Here is a 19,554-nt window from a genome sequence, read left to right on the forward strand (position 1 = left end):
TCGTCAGGCCGGCAGGCACACCCCGGTGCCGCCCAGGCCGCAGTAGCCGTTGGGGTTCTTCGCCAGGTACTGCTGGTGGTAGGCCTCGGCGTAGTAGAAGGGCGGGACGTCGGCGATCTCGGTGGTGATGCGGTCGTAGCCGGCTTTCGCCAGTTCGGCCTGGAAGCTCTCCCGGCTGGCCATGGCCGCGGCCTTCTGGGCCGCGTCGAAGGTGTAGATCACCGAGCGGTACTGGGTGCCGATGTCGCCGCCCTGGCGCATGCCCTGGGTCGGGTCGTGGGCTTCCCAGAAAACCTTGAGCAGCTGCTCGAAGCTGGTCTCCTGCGGGTTGTAGACCACCAGTACGACCTCGCTGTGGCCGGTCAGGCCGGAACAGACTTCGTCGTAGGTCGGGTTCGGCGTGTAGCCGCCGGCATAACCCACCGCGGTCACCCAGACGCCCGGTTGCTGCCAGAGGCGGCGCTCGGCGCCCCAGAAGCAGCCCATGCCGAACAGCACCTGTTGCAGGCCGGCGGGGAACGGCGCGGTCAGCGGGCGGCCGTTGACGAAGTGCGCTTCGGGCACCGGCATGGCGCTTTCGCGACCCGGCAGGGCCTGGTCCGGCGTGGGCAGCTCGCTTTTCTTGGTGAGGATTTCAGAACGCAGAACCATGGCTCTCGTCTCCTGCTCAGGGGGTAGGCGAATGACTCGCGGATGAGCACAGAGAGTACAGCCTTTCCGCGCCGGCGGGGGAGGCCTGGGCGATCAGTGCAGGGTGCGGCAGGGATAGCGCAGCAGGCTGGTATTGAGCAGGTCGCTGGGGATCGGCCGGTCGAACAGGTAGCCCTGGCCGATATCGCAGCGGTTGCGCCGGAGGAAGGCCAGTTGCTCGGCGCTCTCCACGCCTTCGGCGACTACCTTGAGCTTGAGGTTGTGGGCCATGGCGATCACCGCCGAGGTGATTTCCATGTCGTCCTGGCTGTCCGGAATGTCCTTGATGAAACTGCGGTCGATCTTGATCACGTCGATGGGGAATTTCTTCAGGTAGCTCAGCGACGAGTAGCCGGTGCCGAAGTCGTCCATCGCCAGGGTCAGGCCGAGGCTCTTCAGGCGTTCGAGTTGCTGGCGGGTATCGTCGGTGGCGTCCAGCAGCAGGCTTTCGGTGAGCTCCAGTTCCAGCTGGCTGGCCGGGATGTTCTCTTCGTGGAGGATCGCCGCGATCGAGCCGACCAGGTCCGGGTCGGTGAACTGCTTGGGCGACAGGTTGATGGCGATCTGCAGCTCGCCCAATCCGGCCTCGGCCAGCTCGCGGGCCTGGCGGCAGGCCTCGCGGATCACCCACTTGCCGATTGGCACGATCAGCCCGGTTTCCTCGGCCACGCTGATGAAGCGGTCCGGGCGGATCATGCCTTTTTCCGGATGCTGCCAGCGCAGCAGGGCTTCCAGGCCGAGCAACTGGCCGCTGCGCAGGCACAGCTTGGGCTGGTAGTGCACCGCCAGTTCGTTCTGCGCCAGGGCGCGGCGCAGGTTGCTCTCGACGAACAGCTTGTAGCTGGCCTCGGCGGTCAGCGCCTCGGTGAACACCTGGACCTGGTGCTTGCCGTTGGCCTTGGCCTTGTGCAGCGCCAGGCCGGCGTACTTCATCAGGGTCTGTGGGTCGCAGCCGTGCTGCGGGGCGCTGGCCAGGCCGATGGAGCCGGTGATGTTGATCAACTGGTTGTCGACGAACAGCGGCTTGTCGAGCATGTGCAGGACCTGCGCGGCGATGCTTTCGCCCTTTTCCACCGCGGTGTCGTCGAGCAGCACGGCGAACTCGTTGCTGGCGAAGCGCGCCAGGGTGGCGCCGTCGCCGAGGCAACTGCGCAAGCGCCGGGCCAGGCTGACCAGCAGCTTGTCGCCGGTCTGGTGGCCGAGGCTGTCATTGATCCGCTTGAAGTTGTCGATGTCCACCAGCAGCAGGCTGAGCGGGCGGTCGCCGCTGCTTTCCAGGCGTTCCTCGAGGGCGCCGATGAAATAGTGCCGGTTGGCCAGGCCGGTGAGGTTGTCGCGGTAGGCGAGTTTCTCGATGTGCTGCTGGGCCAGCTTGTTCTGCGTGATGTCTTCGTAGATGCCGATGTAGTGGGTCAGCTCGCCGAGATCGTCGTAGACCTTCGACAGCGACAACTGGCCCCAGTAAGGCTCGTGGTTCTTGCGGCGGCTGCGGAACTCGCCCTGCCAGCTGTTCTGCTGGGTCAGCGCGGAGCGCGCGTCGAACAACAGCTCGCTGAGGTTCTCCAGCGCCGGTAGCTCGGACAGGCGTCGGTTACGCACTTCGTCGGCGCTGTACTGGGTGATCGAGGTGAAGCTCGGATTGACGTATTCCACCACGCCGTCGCGGTCGATCAGCAGGAAGGCGCTGGCGCTCTGTTCCACCGCGCGCTGGAACAGGTGCAGGGCGCTGGAGACGTTGCGTCGCTCGTGGTTCATCAGGACCTGCGCGTACTGGTCGGCGAGCTCCCCGGCGAAGGCGATCTCGTCGCTCTGCCACATGCGGTTCTCGCCGGCGTGTTCCAGGCACAGCACGCCGACCACCTCGCCGCCGATGCGGATGGTGGCGTCGAGCAGGGCGTTGACGCCCAGTGGCTTCAGGTAGTCCTTGTAGAGTTCCTGGGTGCGTGGGTCGCGCTGGGCGTTGTGGGCATCGATGGCGCGCCCGCTGTGTACCGCCTCGAGGTAGGCGGGGTAGCGGCTGGCGTCGATGCTCTGGGGCTTCTCGTACTGGTCGAGGTCGCGGCGGTAGACGGTCACCGCTTCCAGGCGCTGGTCGTCGAGCAGCCGCCAGATGCCGGCGCGCGCGGTGCCGTAGGCTTCGCAGGCGGCCTGGGTGATCAGTTGCGCGGCCTCCAGCAGCGGGTCGCTGGACAGGTAGCGATGGCGGGCCAGGCGGACGATCAGGTTCTGCTGGGTGCGCGAGCGCAGCAGGTGTTGCAGGTGGTCGTCCTGGGAGCGCTGGTAGAGGTCCAGGGACGCCTTCAGGCGCAGGTTCTGCGATTCCAGGTCGAGCAACTGTTCGCTGCGCTCGGCGCTCTCCGGTCGCTCCTCGACCATCAGGTAGCCGTGCAGCAACTGGCGGCCATGCTGCTGGAAGGCTTCGCCGAACTCCAGCATGGTCAGCACGCCGTTGGGTGTGTGCAGCTTGTAGCTCACCTGGTAGTGCGGGCGCTTCACCAATTGCTGCTGGATCTGCTCGTGCAGGCGGTGGCGGGCCTCGGGTTCCATCAGGCTGGCGTAAGGCGCATCGAGCAGTGCGCAGAGGGTCGTCGCCGGCAGCCCGAGCTGGCGCTCGCAGGCAGGATCGAGGAACAGCAGTGCCCAGCTCGGCTCGTTCAGCCGCTCGAAACGCAGCAGCCCGAGCCGCGACGGCACGGGTAGCTGCGTGACAACCTCGGCCGCCGAACGGCTGGCGGCATCGGGATGACTTTTCATGCGAGGCTGATTCCAGGTACTGAGCGAGGGGGAGGCCTCGACCCGTTTCGATGGGGTGCAGGCAAAGGGTGCATTATGCCGATTGGTCTGACAAGTAACTCTGTATCGGCCTGGCAGGGCCCAAGTTAAGCGCATCCGGGAAAAAACCGCTGGACGGTCGGAGGTCTGCGGCGCCGCTGGAAAAGCCCTGTTTTTCGTAGGGTTGGCTTCGCCGGGAGGGTTGGCGTCGAGCGCCTTTCATCGTGCGCGCCGAGCTGGCGCCTGCGGGGCCTGTGGCATTCGCTGGCGGTACGACGGGCCGCAGTTTCGCCGAGCCGTCAGGCGGGCAAAAAAAGCCCCACCATCCGGTGGGGCCGAGAGACGAGCGTGGCATGCTCGCGAGAGGGTCTGGCCGCTCCGTGGGGAGCGGCGCAGGTATTACAGGAGCAGGGTGCGGATGTCCGCCAGCAGCTCGCCCAGGCGCTTGGTGAAGCGCGCCGCGGCGGCGCCGTTGATCACGCGATGGTCGTAGGACAGCGACAGCGGCAGCATCAGGCGCGGCTGGAAGGCCTTGCCGTCCCATACCGGCTGCATGGTCGCCTTGGACACACCGAGGATCGCGACTTCCGGCGCATTGACGATCGGCGTGAAGCCGGTGCCGCCGATGTGGCCGAGACTGGAGATGGTGAAGCAGGCGCCCTGCATGGCATCGGCCGAGAGCTTCTTGTTGCGGGCCTTGTCGGCCAGCTCGGCGGCCTCGGCGGCCAGTTGCAGGAGGCTCTTCCGGTCGACATCGCGGATCACCGGGACCAGCAGGCCGTCCGGAGTGTCCACGGCGAAGCCGATGTGCACGTACTTCTTGCGGATCAGCGCCTTGCCGCTGGGGGCCAGCGAACTGTTGAAGTCCGGCAGCTCCTTGAGCAGGTGGGCGCAGGCCTTGAGCAGGATCGGCAGTACGGTCAGCTTGACCCCGGCCTTCTCCGCCGCTGCCTTCTGGGCAACGCGGAAGGCTTCCATGTCGGTGATGTCCGACTGGTCGAACTGGGTCACGTGCGGCACGTTCAGCCAGCTGCGATGCAGGTTGGTGGCGCCGACCTGCATCAGGCGGGTCATCGCCACTTCTTCCACTTCGCCGAACTTGCTGAAGTCGACTTCCGGGATCGGCGGGATGCCGGCTCCGCCGGTGGCGCCGGCGCCGCCGGACTTGGCGCGCTGCAGTTGCTCCTTGACGAAGACCTGGACGTCTTCCTTGAGGATGCGACCCTTGGGACCGCTGGCTTTCACTTCACTCAGCTCGACGCCGAACTCGCGCGCCAGCATGCGCACCGCCGGGCCGGCGTGGACCTTGGCGCCGTCGCGGCTGGGTGCGCCGACCGGAGCCGGGGTATCGGCCTTGGCTGGCGCAGGGGCCGCCGCGGCGGGCTTCTGCTCGGCGGTGGGCGCCGCGGCCTGGGCCGGAGCGGCTGCCGGCTGCTCTTCGGCTGCCGGAGCGGCGCCTTCCACCTTCAGCTTGAGGATCAGGTCGCCGGTGCCGACTTCGTCACCGACCTTGATCGAGACGCTTTCCACCACGCCGGAGGCCGGCGAGGGGATCTCCATGCTGGCCTTGTCGGATTCCAGGGTGATCAGCGATTGGTCGGCCTCGACCGTGTCGCCGGGCTTGACCATCACTTCGATGACATTGGCCTTGCCCGCCGAGCCGATGTCCGGGACGTTGATATCCTGGACGCTGGCCGCGGCGGGGGCGGCCGGCTTGCTCTCGCTCGGTGCGGGAGCAGGTGCTTCGGCTTTCGGCGCTTCCGGTTGGGCGGGCGCTGCCTCGGCCTTGGCTTCGGCAGGCTGTTCGCCGCCTTCCACTTCCAGCTCGAGGATTTCGTCACCTTCTTTCAAGGTGTCGCCGACCTTCGCCTTGATGCTTTTCACTACCCCGGCCTTGGGACTGGGGATTTCCATGCTGGCCTTGTCGGATTCCAGGGTCAGCAGGCTCTGATCGGCCTCGACCTTGTCGCCGGGCTTGACCAGCAGCTCGATGACTTCACCCTCACCGTTGCCGATGTCGGGTACGCGAATGAGTTCGCTCACATTCCTCTCCTTTTACGTGCCACCACCGCTGTGCGGCGCGCAAAACAAAGACTTTTGGTCCTTGGTTCGTTGTGAGCCGGCGCTGCCCGTTGGCGGCGCCGGCGTGCTCGAAACCCCTCGCTGCCGAGGGGAGTATGGAGCGAATTAGCAATCCAGCGGGTTGCGCTTCTCCGGATCGATACCGTACTTGGCGATGGCTTCGGCCACCACTTTCGGCTCGATATCGCCGCGATCGGCCAGCGCTTCGAGCGCGGCCAGCACCACCCAGTGACGATCCACCTCGAAGAAGTTGCGCAGCTTCCTGCGGCTGTCGCTGCGGCCGAAGCCGTCGGTGCCGAGCACCTTGTACTCCTTGGAGGGAACCCACTGGCGGATCTGCTCGGCGTAGAGCTTCATGTAGTCGGTGGAGGCGATCACCGGGCCGCGACGGCCGCCCAGGCACTCCTCGACGTAGCTCTGCTTCGGCTTCTGGCCCGGATGCAGGCGGTTCCAGCGCTCGACGGCAAGGCCGTCGCGACGCAGCTCGTTGAAGCTCGGCACGCTCCAGACGTCGGCGCCGATGCCGAAGTCGTTGCGCAGCAGCTTGGCCGCTTCCTCGACTTCGCGCAGGATGGTGCCGGAGCCCAGCAGTTGCACGTGGTGAGCGGCTTCCTTCTTGTCCTCCTCGAGGAGGTACATGCCCTTGATGATGCCTTCTTCCGCGCCCTTCGGCATGGCCGGCTGGACGTAGTTCTCGTTCATCACGGTGATGTAGTAGAAGATGTCCTGCTGCTCTTCGATCATCTGCCGCGAGCCTTCGCGGATGATCACCGCCAGTTCGTAGGCGTAGGTCGGATCGTAGGTGCGGCAGTTCGGGATGGTCGAGGCCAGTAGGTGGCTGTGGCCGTCCTCGTGCTGCAGGCCTTCGCCGTTCAGCGTGGTGCGACCAGCGGTGCCGCCGATCAGGAAGCCGTGCGCGCGGCTGTCGCCGGCGGCCCAGGCCAGGTCGCCGATGCGCTGGAAGCCGAACATCGAATAGAAGATGTAGAACGGCAGCATCGGCTGGTTGTGGGTGCTGTAGGAAGTACCGGCGGCAATCCAGCTGGACATGGCACCGGCCTCGTTGATGCCTTCCTCGAGGATCTGGCCCTTCTTGTCCTCGCGGTAGAACATCACCTGGTCCTTGTCCACCGGCTCGTAGAGCTGGCCTACCGAGGAGTAGATGCCGAGCTGGCGGAACATGCCTTCCATGCCGAAGGTACGGGCCTCGTCCGGGACGATCGGGACGATGCGCGGGCCGAGTTCCTTGTCCTTGACCAGCTGCGAGATGATCCGCACGAAGGCCATGGTGGTGGAGATCTCGCGATCGCCGGAGCCGTCGAGCATGGCCTTCAGGGTTTCCAGCGGCGGAACCGGCACGCTCATGCTCTTCTGCCGGCGCACCGGCATGAAGCCGCCCAGCGCGGCGCGGCGCTCGGCCAGGTACTTGGCCTCGGCGCTGCCTTCTTCAGGCTTGTAGAACGGCAGCTTCTCCAGGTCGGCGTCCTTGACCGGGATGTCGAACTTGTCGCGGAACGCGCGCAGGCTGTCGACGTCGACCTTCTTCACGTTGTGCGCGATGTTCTTCGCTTCGCCGCTGCCGGTGCCGTAGCCCTTGATGGTCTTGGCCAGGATGACGGTCGGCTGGCCCTTGTGGTTGACCGCCTGGTGGTAGGCCGCATAGACCTTGTAGGGGTCGTGGCCGCCGCGGTTGAGCTTCCAGATTTCCTCGTCGGAAAGGTCCTTGACCATTTCCAGCAGTTCCGGACGCGCGCCGAAGAAGTGCTCGCGCACGTAGGCGCCGTCTTTCGCCTTGTAGTTCTGGTATTCGCCGTCGATGACCTCGTCCATGCGCTGCTGCAGCAGGCCGGCGGTGTCCTTGGCGAACAGCGGGTCCCAGAAGCGACCCCAGATGACCTTGTTGACGTTCCACTCGGCGCCGCGGAACACGCCTTCCAGCTCCTGGATGATCTTGGCGTTGCCGCGGACCGGGCCGTCGAGGCGCTGCAGGTTGCAGTTGATGACGAAGATCAGGTTGTCCAGCTTCTCACGGCCGGCCAGGGAGATCGCGCCGAGGGATTCCGGCTCGTCGCACTCGCCGTCGCCCATGAAGCACCAGACCTTCTGCTTGCCGGCGGGGATGAAGCCGCGGCTTTCCAGGTACTTCATGAAGCGTGCCTGGTAGATCGCCTGGATCGGGCCAAGGCCCATGGATACGGTGGGGAACTGCCAGAAGTCCGGCATCAGCCAGGGGTGCGGGTAGGAGGACAGGCCGTTGCCGTCCACTTCCTGGCGGAAGTTCTCCAGTTGTTCCTCGCTGATGCGGCCTTCGAGGAAGGCGCGGGCGTAGACGCCGGGGGATGCGTGGCCCTGGAAGAACACCAGGTCGCCGCCGTGTTCGTCGGTGGGAGCCTGGAAGAAATAGTTGAAGCCGATGTCGTAGAGGGTCGCCGAGGAGGCGAAGGTGGAGATGTGGCCGCCCAGGTCCGGGTCGTGCTTGTTCGCCCGCATCACCATCGCCAGGGCGTTCCAGCGCACCAGGGAGCGGATCCGGCGTTCCATGAACAGGTCGCCGGGCATGCGTGCTTCGTGGGTTACCGGAATGGTGTTGCGATAGGGCGTGGTGATCGCGTAGGGCAGTTGGGTGCCGCTACGGCTGGCCAGCTCGCCCATGCGGGTCATCAGGTAATGAGCGCGGTCTTCACCTTCGCGGTCGAGTACGGACTCCAGGGCGTCCAGCCATTCCTGGGTTTCGACGGGATCGAGGTCTTGCATGGCTTGCTCCAGGGCGGAAAGGCTTCCAGAATCGGATGCCATAGGTGAGCGGCCGGCCTCGTGGGCGACCGCAGCTAATTCTTGGATGTTCTCCGGGGGGGTACCCGGCGACTTGTAGTTTTACTACAGATCAGTCTGAGAAACAGCCCTCTGGATACAATTTTTAGTAGTAAAACTACATTTCGATTGTCGCTGTCAGGCTATAAGGCCCGATGTAGAGCCTTTTCGACGTTGTGCGTCGAGCCTGTGGTCTTCGGTCGGAAGCCCAAACAGGATAGACCATGAGCCTGCCTTCGCTGGCGAATCTGCCGGCCACTCTGCTGCCCGCCGCCGAACGCGCCGGGACTGCCCTCCGCTCCGCTGTCGCCGCCCTCGATGCCGCCGCCCTGGCCCGCCTGGAGGCCTGGCCCGAGGAGCGCCTTGAGGATTTCCGACGGGTCGCCGCGGCCAGCGATTTCGTCGCCGAGCAGGCAGTGCGCGACCCGGCGATGCTGCTGGAACTGGCCGAACGCGGCGAGCTGGAGAACCCCCAGGCGCCCGGCGAACTGCGCAGCCAGTTGCAGGCACGGCTGGAGGATTGCACCGACGAGGACGAACTCGGTCGGCGCCTGCGACGTTTCCGCACACGCCAGCAACTGCGCATCATCTGGCGCGACCTGACCCGTCGCGCCGCGCTGGCGGAAACCTGTCGCGACCTGTCGGCCCTGGCCGACGCCTGCATCGGCCTGGCTTGCGAGTGGCTCCATCGGCGCCAGTGCGAGCAGTTCGGCACGCCGATCGGCCGGCGCTCCGGCGAACCGCAGCGGATGGTGGTCCTGGGCATGGGCAAGCTGGGCGCGGTGGAGCTCAACCTGTCGTCGGACATCGACCTGATCTTCGGTTACCCGGAGGGCGGCGAGACCGAGGGGGCGAAGCGTTCGCTGGACAACCAGGAGTTCTTCACCCGCCTGGGGCAGAAACTGATCAAGGCGCTGGATGCGATCACCGTCGACGGCTTCGTCTTTCGCGTCGACATGCGCCTGCGTCCCTACGGCTCCAGCGGACCGCTGGTCTACAGCTTCGCCGCGCTGGAGCAGTACTACCAGGACCAGGGGCGCGACTGGGAGCGCTACGCGATGATCAAGGCGCGGGTGGTCGGCGGCGACCAGCAGGCAGGCGAGCAACTGCTCGGCATGCTGCGGCCGTTCGTCTATCGGCGCTACCTGGACTTTTCCGCCATCGAGGCGCTGCGTACCATGAAGCAGCTGATCCAGCAGGAGGTCCGGCGCAAGGGTATGTCGGAAAACATCAAGCTGGGCGAAGGCGGTATCCGCGAGGTGGAGTTCATCGCCCAGGCGTTCCAGTTGATCCATGGCGGGCGCGACCTGAGCTTGCAGCAACGGCCGCTGCTGAAGGTGCTGGCGACCCTGGAGGGGCAGGGTTACCTGCCGCCGGCGGTGGTCGAGGAACTGCGCGGCGGCTACGAGTTCCTGCGCTACGCCGAGCATGCCATCCAGGCGCTGGCCGACCGGCAGACGCAAATGCTGCCCAGCGACGAATACGACCGTATCCGCGTGGCCTTCATCATGGGGTTCGCCAGTTGGGCCGCATTCCACGAGCGCCTGAGCTACTGGCGGGCGCGCATCGACTGGCACTTCCGCCAGGTGATCGCCGACCCGGACGAGGACGAAAGCGGCGAGGCGGCCTGCGGCAGCGTCGGCGCCGAGTGGATCCCGCTGTGGGAGGAGGCGCTGGACGAGGAGTCGGCCAGTCGGCAACTGGCCGACGCCGGCTTCGTCGATGCCGAGGCGGCCTGGAAACGTCTCAGCGATCTGCGCCACGGACCCCAGGTGCGAGCGATGCAGCGTCTCGGCCGGGAACGCCTGGATGCCTTCGTTCCGCGCCTGCTGGCGATGACCGTGGAAAACCCCCAGCCGGACCTGGTGCTGGAGCGGGTCCTGCCGCTGGTGGAGGCGGTGGCGCGGCGCTCCGCCTACCTGGTGTTGCTGACCGAGAACCCCGGCGCGCTGGAACGCCTGCTGACCCTCTGCGCGGCCAGTCCGATGGTCGCCGAGCAGATCGCGCGGTTCCCGATCCTGCTCGACGAACTGCTCAACGAAGGGCGCCTGTTCCGTCCTCCACAGGCCGCCGAGCTGGCCGCCGAGCTGCGCGAACGGCTGATGCGGATTCCCGAGGACGACCTCGAGCAGCAGATGGAGACCCTTCGTCACTTCAAGCTGGCCCACGGGCTGCGGGTGGCGGCCTCGGAGATCGCCGGCACGCTGCCGTTGATGAAGGTCAGCGACTACCTGACCTGGCTGGCCGAGGCGATCCTCGTCGAGGTCCTCGAACTGGCCTGGCGGCAGTTGGTGCAGCGTCACGGCCGGCCGTTGCGCGCCGACGGCACGCCGTGCGATCCGGATTTCGTCATCGTCGGCTACGGCAAGGTCGGCGGGCTGGAGTTCGGTCATGGCTCGGACCTCGACCTGGTGTTCATCCATGACGGCGACCCCCAGTGCGAGACCGATGGCGGCAAATCCATCGATGGCGCGCAGTTCTTTACCCGCCTGGGGCAGAAGATCATTCATTTCCTCACCGCGCAGACGCCATCCGGCACCCTCTACGAGGTCGACATGCGCCTGCGTCCGAGCGGCGCGGCCGGCCTGCTGGTGAGTTCGCTGGGCGCCTTCCAGCGCTACCAGGAGCAGGAGGCCTGGACCTGGGAGCACCAGGCGTTGGTCCGCGCCCGGGTGCTGGCCGGTTGCCGGCGGGTGCAGGCGAGCTTCGAGGCAGTACGTGCCGAGGTGCTGGCGAGGCCGCGCGATCTCGACGCGTTGCGCACCGAAGTCAGCGAAATGCGCGCCAAGATGCGCGACAACCTGGGAACCCGCGCTACCGCCGCCGGCACCGCCTCGAATGCCTTCGAGGCCACGGCAGCCTTCGATCTCAAGCACGATGCCGGTGGTATCGTCGATATCGAATTTATGGTGCAATATGCGGTTCTAGCTTGGTCCGGAGAACACCCGGCGCTGCTCGAATTCACCGATAACATCCGCATTCTGGAAGGACTGGAACGGGCTGGCCTGATCGCCAGCGAGGACGTCCGTCTCCTGCAGGAGGCCTACAAGGCCTATCGCGCAGCCGCACACCGCCTGGCACTACAGAAGGAGGCCGGGGTCGTGAGCGGCGAGCACTTCCAGACGGAGCGGCGAGAAGTGATCAGGATCTGGCGCGAGCTGCGGCTCGGCTGATCCACTCAGGCACGTAACGCAAGTACGTAACGAATATCTGAAGGAGCTGGCAACTATGTCGATGGCCGATCGTGATGGCGTGATCTGGTATGACGGTGAACTGGTGCAGTGGCGCGACGCGACCACGCACGTACTGACCCATACCCTGCACTATGGAATGGGCGTGTTCGAGGGCGTGCGCGCCTACGATACCCCGCAGGGCACGGCGATCTTCCGCCTGCAGGCGCATACCGACCGGCTGTTCGATTCCGCGCACATCATGAACATGCAGATCCCGTACAGCCGCGACGAGATCAACGAGGCGACCCGCGCCGCCGTGCGCGAGAACAACCTGGAAAGCGCCTACATCCGCCCGATGGTGTTCTACGGAAGCGAAGGCATGGGCCTGCGCGCCAGCGGCCTGAAGGTCCATGTGATCATCGCCGCCTGGAGCTGGGGCGCCTACATGGGCGAGGAAGCCCTGCAGCAAGGCATCAAGGTGCGCACCAGTTCCTTCACCCGCCACCACGTCAACATCTCGATGACCCGCGCCAAGTCCAACGGCGCCTACATCAACTCGATGCTGGCCCTCCAGGAAGCGATCTCCGGCGGCGCCGACGAGGCCATGATGCTCGATCCGGAAGGCTACGTGGCCGAAGGCTCCGGCGAGAACATCTTCATCATCAAGGATGGCGTGATCTACACCCCGGAAGTCACCGCCTGCCTGAACGGCATCACTCGTAACACTATCCTGACCCTGGCCGCCGAACACGGTTTTAAACTGGTCGAGAAGCGCATCACCCGCGACGAGGTGTACATTGCCGACGAGGCCTTCTTCACCGGCACCGCCGCGGAAGTCACGCCGATCCGCGAAGTGGACGGTCGCAAGATCGGCGCCGGCCGCCGTGGCCCGGTCACCGAAAAGCTGCAGAAAGCCTATTTCGACCTGGTCAGCGGCAAGACCGAGGCCCACGCCGAGTGGCGTACCCTGGTCAAGTAAGCACCGAAGAAGGGTGTGACAGGGAGGCGAAAGCCTCCCTGATCATTTCCGGAGCCTGAATGAGAATTCTGATCGTAGGTCCCTCCTGGGTGGGGGACATGGTGATGGCGCAGACCCTGTTCCAGTGTCTGCGCCAGCGGCATCCCGAGTGCGTGATCGACGTGCTGGCGCCCGAGTGGAGTCGTCCGATCCTCGAGCGCATGCCTGAGGTGCGCCAGGCCCTGAGCTTCCCGCTCGGCCACGGAGTGATGGACGTCGCCACCCGGCGCCGGATCGGACGCAGCCTGCGCGGTCAGTACGAGCAGGCGATACTGCTGCCCAACTCGCTGAAGTCGGCGCTGGTGCCCTGGTTCGCCGGAATACCGAAGCGCACCGGCTGGCGCGGCGAGATGCGCTATGGGCTGCTCAATGACATCCGCAAGCTCGACAAGCAGCGCTATCCGCTGATGATCGAACGCTTCATGGCCCTGGCCTTCGAGCCGGGCGTGGAGTTGCCGAAGCCCTATCCGCAGCCGCGCCTGCGGATCGACGACGGCAGCCGCCAGGCGGCGCTCGCCAAGTTCGCCCTGAGCCTGGACCGCCCGGTGCTGGCGCTCTGTCCCGGCGCCGAGTTCGGCGAGGCCAAGCGCTGGCCGGCGGAACACTACGCCGCGGTCGCCGAGGCGAAGATCCGGGCCGGCTGGCAGGTCTGGCTGTTCGGCTCGAAGAACGACCATCCCGGTGGAGAGGAAATTCGCCAGCGCCTGATTCCGGGGTTGCGCGAGGAGTCCTTCAATCTTGCCGGGGAGACTTCGCTGGCCGAGGCCATCGACCTGATGTCCTGCGCTGGCGCGGTGGTGTCCAACGATTCCGGCCTGATGCATGTGGCGGCCGCGCTGGATCGCCCGCTGGTGGGCGTCTATGGCTCCACCTCGCCGCAGTTCCCCCCGCCGCTGGCGGACCGGGTAGAGATCGTCCGCCTCGGTCTCGAGTGCAGCCCGTGCTTCGAGCGCACCTGTCGCTTCGGCCACTACAATTGCCTCCGCGAGCTGCCGCCTGGCCTGGTATTGCATGCCCTGGAGCGGCTGGTCGGCGATCCTGCCGAGGTCGCCGGATGAGGGTACTGCTGGTCAAGACCTCGTCCCTCGGTGACGTGATCCATACCCTGCCGGCGCTTACCGACGCCGCCCGGGCGATTCCCGGCATCCAGTTCGACTGGGTGGTGGAGGAAGGTTTCGCCGAGATTCCCGCCTGGCATCCGGCGGTGGCGCGGGTGATCCCGGTGGCAATCCGGCGCTGGCGCAAGAGCCTCTGGCAGACCTTGCGCAACGGCGAATGGCGACGCTTCAAGCAGCGCCTGAAGGAAGTCGACTATGACCTGGTGATCGACGCCCAGGGGCTGCTGAAGAGTGCCTGGCTGACCCGTTACGTGGGCAAGACGCCGGTCGCCGGTCTCGATCGCGACTCGGCACGCGAGCCGCTCGCCAGCCGCTTCTACCGCCGTGCCTATCCGGTCGCCTGGGGACAGCATGCGGTGGAGCGCACGCGCCAGTTGTTCGCCCAGGCGCTGGACTACCGGTTGCCCGAGTCGGTCGGTGACTATGGCCTGGACCGCGAGCAGTTGGCCGACGCCGACCCTGGCGCGCCGTACCTGGTGTTCCTGCACGGTACTACCTGGGTCACCAAGCATTGGCCGGAGGCCTACTGGCGCGAACTGGCCGAGCGCATGTGCGAGCGCGGCTGGTCGGTGCGCCTGCCCTGGGGCAGCGCCGCCGAGCGGGAGCGGGCCGAGCGCCTGGCGGCGGGGTTGGAAAATGCCGCGGTACTCCCCAGATTATCCCTGGCCGGCATGGCCAAGGTGCTTGCCGGCGCGCGCGCCTGCGTGGCGGTGGATACCGGCCTCGGTCACCTGGCGGCGGCGCTGGACGTGCCGACGCTGTCGCTGTTCGGCCCGACCAATCCTGGCTTCACCGGCGCCTACGGGCGTTCCCAGGTCCACCTGGGCAGCGACTTCCCCTGTGCGCCGTGCCTGAAGAAGACCTGTACCTACCAGCCGACCGAAGAGGACCGCAAACTGTTCGATCTCAAGCGTGAGCAGCCGCTGTGCTTCACCCGGCTGAATCCCCAGCGCGTGGCCACCCAGCTGGAGGCCATGCTGCTGGCCCCGGAGACCCTCCGATGACCCTGGCGTTCATCCTCTACAAATACTTCCCCTTCGGCGGCCTGCAGCGCGACTTCATGCGCATCGCCCTGGAATGCCAGCGGCGCGGGCACGACATCCGTGTCTATACCCTGATCTGGGAGGGCGACGTGCCGGACGGCTTCGAAGTGCTGGTGGCCCCGGTGCGCTCGATCTTCAACCACCGGCGCAACGAGAAGTTCACCGCGTGGGTCCGCGCCGACCTGGCCAGGCGGCCGGTGCAGCGGGTGATCGGCTTCAACAAGATGCCCGGACTGGATGTCTACTACGCCGCCGACGCCTGTTTCGAGGAAAAGGCCCAGACCTTGCGCAACCCGCTGTACCGCCAGTGGGGCCGCTACCGCCACTTCGCCGGCTACGAACGGGCAGTGTTCGACCCGGCCTCGAAGACCGAGATCCTGATGATCTCCGAGGTGCAGCAGCCGCTCTTCGTCAAGCACTACGGCACCCAGGCCGAGCGTTTCCATCTGCTGCCGCCGGGGATCAGCCAGGATCGCCGGGCACCGGCCAACGCCGCGGACGTGCGTGCGGAATTCCGCCGCGAGTTCGGCCTGGAGGAGGACGACCTGCTGCTGGTGCAGATCGGTTCAGGCTTCAAGACCAAGGGCCTGGATCGCAGCCTGAAGGCGCTGGCCGCGCTGCCCAAGGCGTTGCGCAGGCGTACCCGGCTGATCGCCATCGGTCAGGACGATCCCAAGCCGTTCCTGCTACAGATCGCCGCCCTCGGTCTCAACGATCAGGTACAGATCCTCAAGGGTCGCAGCGATATCCCGCGCTTCCTGCTCGGCGCCGACCTGCTGATCCACCCGGCCTACAACGAGAACACCGGTACGGTGCTGCTGGAGGCGCTGGTCTCCGGCCTGCCGGTGTTGGTGACCGATGTCTGCGGCTATGCCCACTACATCGCCGAGGCCGACGCCGGGCGGGTGCTGCCGAGTCCGTTCGAGCAGGACAGTCTCAACCGCCTGCTCGCGGAAATGCTGGAGGACGCTCCGGCGCGCGCCGCCTGGTCGCGCAATGGCCTGGCCTACGCCGATCACGCCGACCTCTACAGCATGCCGCAGCGCGCCGCCGACCTGATCCTCGGGGGGGCCTCATGAGGCTGGTGCTGGAAGAGCCGTTCAAGCGTCTGTGGCGCGGGCGCGACCCGTTCGAGGCGGTGGAGGCGCTGCAAGGCAAGGTCTACCGCGAACTGGAGGGGCGCCGCACCCTGCGCACCGAGGTCGACGGGCGCGGCTACTTCGTCAAGATCCACCGTGGCATCGGCTGGGGCGAGATCGCCAAGAACCTGCTCACCGCCAAGCTCCCGGTGCTCGGCGCGCGCCAGGAGTGGCAGGCCATCCGGCGCCTGCACGAGGCCGGCGTAGCGACCATGACCGCGGTCGCCTACGGCGAGCGCGGCAGCGATCCGGCGCGGCAGCATTCCTTCATCGTCACCGAGGAACTGGCGCCGACCGTGGACCTCGAGGTGTTCTCCCAGGACTGGCGCGAACGTCCCCCGCCGCCGCGGCTCAAGCGTGCGCTGGTCGAGGCGGTGGCGCGGATGGTCGGCGACATGCACCGTGCCGGAGTCAACCATCGCGACTGCTACATCTGTCATTTCCTGTTGCACACCGACAAGCCGGTGAACGCGGACGACTTCCGCCTCTCGGTGATCGACCTGCACCGCGCCCAGACTCGCGACGCCACGCCGAAACGCTGGCGTAACAAGGATCTGGCGGCATTGTATTTCTCTGCGCTGGACATCGGACTGACGCGTCGCGACAAGCTACGCTTCCTGCGCACCTATTTCCGCCGGCCGTTGCGCGAGATACTGCGCGACGAGGCCAGCCTGCTGGCCTGGATGGAACGCAAGGCGGAAAAACTCTACGAACGCAAGCAGCGTTACGGAGACCTGCTCTGATGGCGGGGTGGACCCTCGAACCCGATTACCGTCACCTGGCCGCCGATTTCGGTAGCCTCGATAGCGTGTTCGCCCTGGAGGGCGAGCGCCTGACCCGCGACCCGTTGTCCGAAGTCATCCGCATCGAGCGCGACGGCGTGCGTTACTACGTCAAGCGCTACCGCAGCGCCGGCAAGGGCCTGCGCCGCTACCTGGCGCGACCGCGGATCAAGGCCGAGTGGCAGAACCTCAAGCGCTTCGAGAAGTGGGGCATTCCCACCGCCGAAGTGGTCGCCTGGGGGCTGGAGCGCAAGGCCGGCGCCTTCCAGCGCGGCGCCATGATCACCCGCGAACTGCCGGGCACCGAGGACTTGTCGGTGCTCGCCTGCAACCGGGATCCGCGCCTGAAGGACCCGCGCTGGGTGGACGGCGTCAGTCGGCAGATCGCCAAGGCTACGCGCCTGATGCACGACCAGCATTTCACCCACAACGACCTGAAGTGGCGCAACCTGCTGGTGGACGACCAGCCGCTGGTGTATTTCATCGACTGCCCGAACGGCGCGTTCTGGTGGAGCTTCATGCTGCGCTACCGGATCACCAAGGACCTGGCCTGCCTGGACAAGGTGGCCAAGTACCACCTGTCGCGCACCCAGCGCCTGCGCTTCTACCTGCAATATCGCCGTCGCCGGCACCTGAACGAATCCGACAAGAAGCGTATTCGCCAGGTGGTGGCTTTCTTCGAGGGGCGCGAATGAGCGTTTTCATCGCCGCGCAGGACCACGACCTGCTCCAGCGCAACCGTCTGGACAGCTTCGACGCCCTGTGGGCCTTGCAGCTGGACGCCGTGGACGAACCGAATACCGAACGGGGTGGCTGGAGCAGCGTCTACCGCCTCGACCTGGGCGACTCCGCCTACTACCTGAAGCGCCAGAGCAACCACCTGACCCGCAGCCTGCGCCATCCGCTGGGCGAGCCGACCTTCGCCCGCGAGTTCCGCAACATCGAGCGCTACCGGGCGCTGGGCATTCCCGCCCTGCAGGCGGCGTTCTTCGCCCAGCAGGCGGTCGGCGGAGAGCGCCAGGCGATCCTCCTGACCCGCGCCCTGGACGGCTGGCAGGACCTGGACACCTGGCTGGCGTCCTGGCACGACCTGGCCGAAGAGCGGCGCCGGGCGATTCTCCGGGCGGTTGGCAGGCTGGCGCGCCAGCTGCACGCGGCCGGACAGATGCATGGTTGCTTCTATCCCAAGCATGTATTCCTCCGCGAGGGGGCCGATGGCGTCTTCGAGGCCTGCCTGATCGACCTGGAGAAGACCCGGCCGATCTGGTTCGGCCGCCGCGACCAGGTCAAGGACCTGGAGCCGATGCTGCGCCGCGCCCCGGACTGGAGCGAAGCGGACGTGCATGAATTCATCTCCGCCTATGTCGACGAACCCCTCGACTCGGCCGAGGTCGAGCAGTGGTACCGCCTTCTCGACCAGCGCCGTCGGCGCAAGGAGTCGCGCCGATGAGACTGGCCGAACTGCAAGCCGCCGGGCGCCACCCGCAACTGCCATTGCGGGTGACCCTGGCGGATGGCGCCGGCGCAGCCGAACTGCGCCTGGACAGTCTGCTGCGGGTGCTGCCCGGGCAGCGCTACGTCGGTGCCGGCGAATGGCGTGGGCGCAAGGTGCTGGCCAAGCTGCTGGTGGGCGGCAAGGCCGCACGGCATTTCCAGCGCGAACTGGACGGGGCGCGTCTGCTCGCGGCCCAGGGGCTGACCACCCCGGCGCTGCTGGCCGACGGGCTGCAGGAGGGCGAGGGCGGCTGGCTGCTGTTCGACTACCTCGACGCGGCGCAGAGCCTCGGTGACGCCTGGCGTGCGGTGGAGGCCCAGGCGCCGCTGGGCGATGCCCAGCAAGCGGTGCTCGGCGAAGCCCTGGCGGCCATTGGCGAGCTGCATGCAAAGGGCCTCTGGCAGGACGACCTGCACCTGGACAACCTGTTGCGCCACGCCGGCCGCCTGTATCTCATCGACGGTGGCGGCGTGCGTGCGGAAACTCCCGGCCAGCCGCTGTCGCGACAGAAAGTGCTGGAAAACCTCGGGGTGTTCTTCGCCCAGTTGCCGGCGGTCCTCGATCCTTTCCTGGAGGAGTTGCTGGTGCATTACCTGCTGGCCAACGGCGAGCATGCGCTGCCGCTGGAAGCCTTGCAGAAGGAAATCGCCAAGGTTCGTCGCTGGCGGGTGCGCGACCTGCTGAGGAAGGTCGGTCGCGACTGTAGCCTGTTCAGCGTCGTGCGCGGTCCGTTCCGCCTGTTCGCCGCCCGCCGCAGCGAGGCCGGGACGATGGCGCCGCTGCTGGCGGACGCGGACCGCCTGATCGCCGCCGGCCACGTCTACAAGGACGGCGGTGCGGCCACCGTCGCCCGGGTCGAAGCGAATGGCCGCACGCTGATCATCAAACGCTACAACATCAAGGGCCTGGTCCATTGGCTGAAGCGCTTCTGGCGGCCGAGCCGGGCCTGGGCCTCCTGGCGCGAAGGCAACCGCCTGGAATTCCTCGGCATCGCCACCGCCCGTCCGCTGGCGATGCTGGAGCGGCGCTGGTGCTGGCTGCGCGGGCGCGCCTACCTGATTACCGATTATCTCGGCGGTCAGGATATAATCGCTCGTTTTAAACCTTGCCTGGACATGCCCGATGGCGCCGTTTCGCCACCGGAAGCCGAGTTGGCGGCACTGGATCGGCTGTTTTCGACGCTGATCCGCGAACGCATCAGCCACGGCGACCTGAAGGGACACAACCTGTTCTGGCAGGCCCATGAACAAGGCGGCGAATGGGCGCTGATCGACCTGGACGCGATGCGCAAGCATCACAGTCAGGCGTCCTTTGCCCGCGCCTACGCCCGCGACCGCGCGCGCTTCCTGCGCAACTGGCCGCAGGACAGTGGCCTCTATCGGCTGCTGGAGCAACGGATTCCCCGCCTCGGCGACGCCGCCGGGGCTTGAA

At 66.5% G+C, this 19,554-nt stretch carries 13 protein-coding genes; 9 read left to right on the forward strand and 4 right to left on the reverse strand.

Annotation, left to right across the window (positions count from 1 at the left end; all coding sequences use genetic code 11):
- Positions 1 to 3: 3 nt before the first annotated feature.
- The 4 genes from msrA to aceE all read right to left on the reverse strand — a co-directional run bounded on the left by msrA (position 4) and on the right by aceE (position 8,298).
- Positions 4 to 651, reverse strand: coding sequence for a peptide-methionine (S)-S-oxide reductase MsrA (gene msrA / locus HMPREF2886_RS14180; protein ID WP_003095789.1), 648 nt, complete (start codon positions 649 to 651; stop codon positions 4 to 6).
- A 93-nt stretch (positions 652 to 744) separates the two neighbouring features.
- On the reverse strand, positions 745 to 3,444 hold the full coding sequence (gene dipA / locus HMPREF2886_RS14185) for a phosphodiesterase DipA (RefSeq protein WP_023100009.1): 2,700 nt from the start codon (positions 3,442 to 3,444) through the stop codon (positions 745 to 747).
- Between the two features lie 417 nt (positions 3,445 to 3,861).
- Complete coding sequence (gene aceF, locus HMPREF2886_RS14190; protein ID WP_033977019.1) at positions 3,862 to 5,505, reverse strand: dihydrolipoyllysine-residue acetyltransferase; 1,644 nt, start codon at positions 5,503 to 5,505, stop codon at positions 3,862 to 3,864.
- A gap of 144 nt (positions 5,506 to 5,649) precedes the next feature.
- Positions 5,650 to 8,298 carry a pyruvate dehydrogenase (acetyl-transferring), homodimeric type gene (aceE, locus tag HMPREF2886_RS14195; RefSeq protein WP_033967795.1) on the reverse strand — a complete coding sequence of 883 codons (2,649 nt, stop codon included), beginning with the start codon at positions 8,296 to 8,298 and terminating at the stop codon, positions 5,650 to 5,652.
- Between the two features lie 281 nt (positions 8,299 to 8,579).
- On the opposite strand from aceE, the gene glnE reads away from it, so the two are divergent.
- The 9 genes from glnE to HMPREF2886_RS14240 are packed head-to-tail and all read left to right on the forward strand — an operon-like array spanning position 8,580 to position 19,553.
- Positions 8,580 to 11,528, forward strand: coding sequence for a bifunctional [glutamate--ammonia ligase]-adenylyl-L-tyrosine phosphorylase/[glutamate--ammonia-ligase] adenylyltransferase (glnE, locus tag HMPREF2886_RS14200; protein WP_033977018.1), 2,949 nt, complete (start codon positions 8,580 to 8,582; stop codon positions 11,526 to 11,528).
- A gap of 55 nt (positions 11,529 to 11,583) precedes the next feature.
- Positions 11,584 to 12,507, forward strand: coding sequence for a branched-chain-amino-acid transaminase (gene ilvE, locus HMPREF2886_RS14205; protein WP_003095783.1), 924 nt, complete (start codon positions 11,584 to 11,586; stop codon positions 12,505 to 12,507).
- A 59-nt stretch (positions 12,508 to 12,566) separates the two neighbouring features.
- Entirely contained in the window at positions 12,567 to 13,604 is a 1,038-nt protein-coding gene (waaF, locus tag HMPREF2886_RS14210) for a lipopolysaccharide heptosyltransferase II (protein WP_042164175.1), read from the forward strand.
- Entirely contained in the window at positions 13,601 to 14,668 is a 1,068-nt protein-coding gene (waaC, locus tag HMPREF2886_RS14215) for a lipopolysaccharide heptosyltransferase I (RefSeq protein WP_033967798.1), read from the forward strand. Before waaF ends, waaC begins: the two co-directional genes overlap by 4 nt.
- Complete coding sequence (locus tag HMPREF2886_RS14220) at positions 14,665 to 15,786, forward strand: glycosyltransferase family 4 protein (RefSeq protein ID WP_033967799.1); 1,122 nt, start codon at positions 14,665 to 14,667, stop codon at positions 15,784 to 15,786. Before waaC ends, HMPREF2886_RS14220 begins: the two co-directional genes overlap by 4 nt.
- Positions 15,783 to 16,589 carry a lipopolysaccharide core heptose(I) kinase RfaP gene (rfaP, locus tag HMPREF2886_RS14225; RefSeq protein ID WP_039026612.1) on the forward strand — a complete coding sequence of 269 codons (807 nt, stop codon included), beginning with the start codon at positions 15,783 to 15,785 and terminating at the stop codon, positions 16,587 to 16,589. The genes HMPREF2886_RS14220 and rfaP overlap by 4 nt, the downstream gene beginning before the upstream one ends.
- On the forward strand, positions 16,589 to 17,323 hold the full coding sequence (locus HMPREF2886_RS14230) for a lipopolysaccharide kinase InaA family protein (RefSeq protein ID WP_003095773.1): 735 nt from the start codon (positions 16,589 to 16,591) through the stop codon (positions 17,321 to 17,323). Before rfaP ends, HMPREF2886_RS14230 begins: the two co-directional genes overlap by 1 nt.
- Positions 17,320 to 18,078 carry a lipopolysaccharide kinase InaA family protein gene (locus HMPREF2886_RS14235; RefSeq protein WP_003095770.1) on the forward strand — a complete coding sequence of 253 codons (759 nt, stop codon included), beginning with the start codon at positions 17,320 to 17,322 and terminating at the stop codon, positions 18,076 to 18,078. The genes HMPREF2886_RS14230 and HMPREF2886_RS14235 overlap by 4 nt, the downstream gene beginning before the upstream one ends.
- Complete coding sequence (locus tag HMPREF2886_RS14240; protein ID WP_033967804.1) at positions 18,075 to 19,553, forward strand: lipopolysaccharide kinase InaA family protein; 1,479 nt, start codon at positions 18,075 to 18,077, stop codon at positions 19,551 to 19,553. Before HMPREF2886_RS14235 ends, HMPREF2886_RS14240 begins: the two co-directional genes overlap by 4 nt.
- Position 19,554: the final 1 nt, after the last annotated feature.

The sequence above is a fragment of the Pseudomonas sp. HMSC066A08 genome, from assembly GCF_001813025.1.
Lineage (GTDB): Bacteria > Pseudomonadota > Gammaproteobacteria > Pseudomonadales > Pseudomonadaceae > Pseudomonas > Pseudomonas aeruginosa.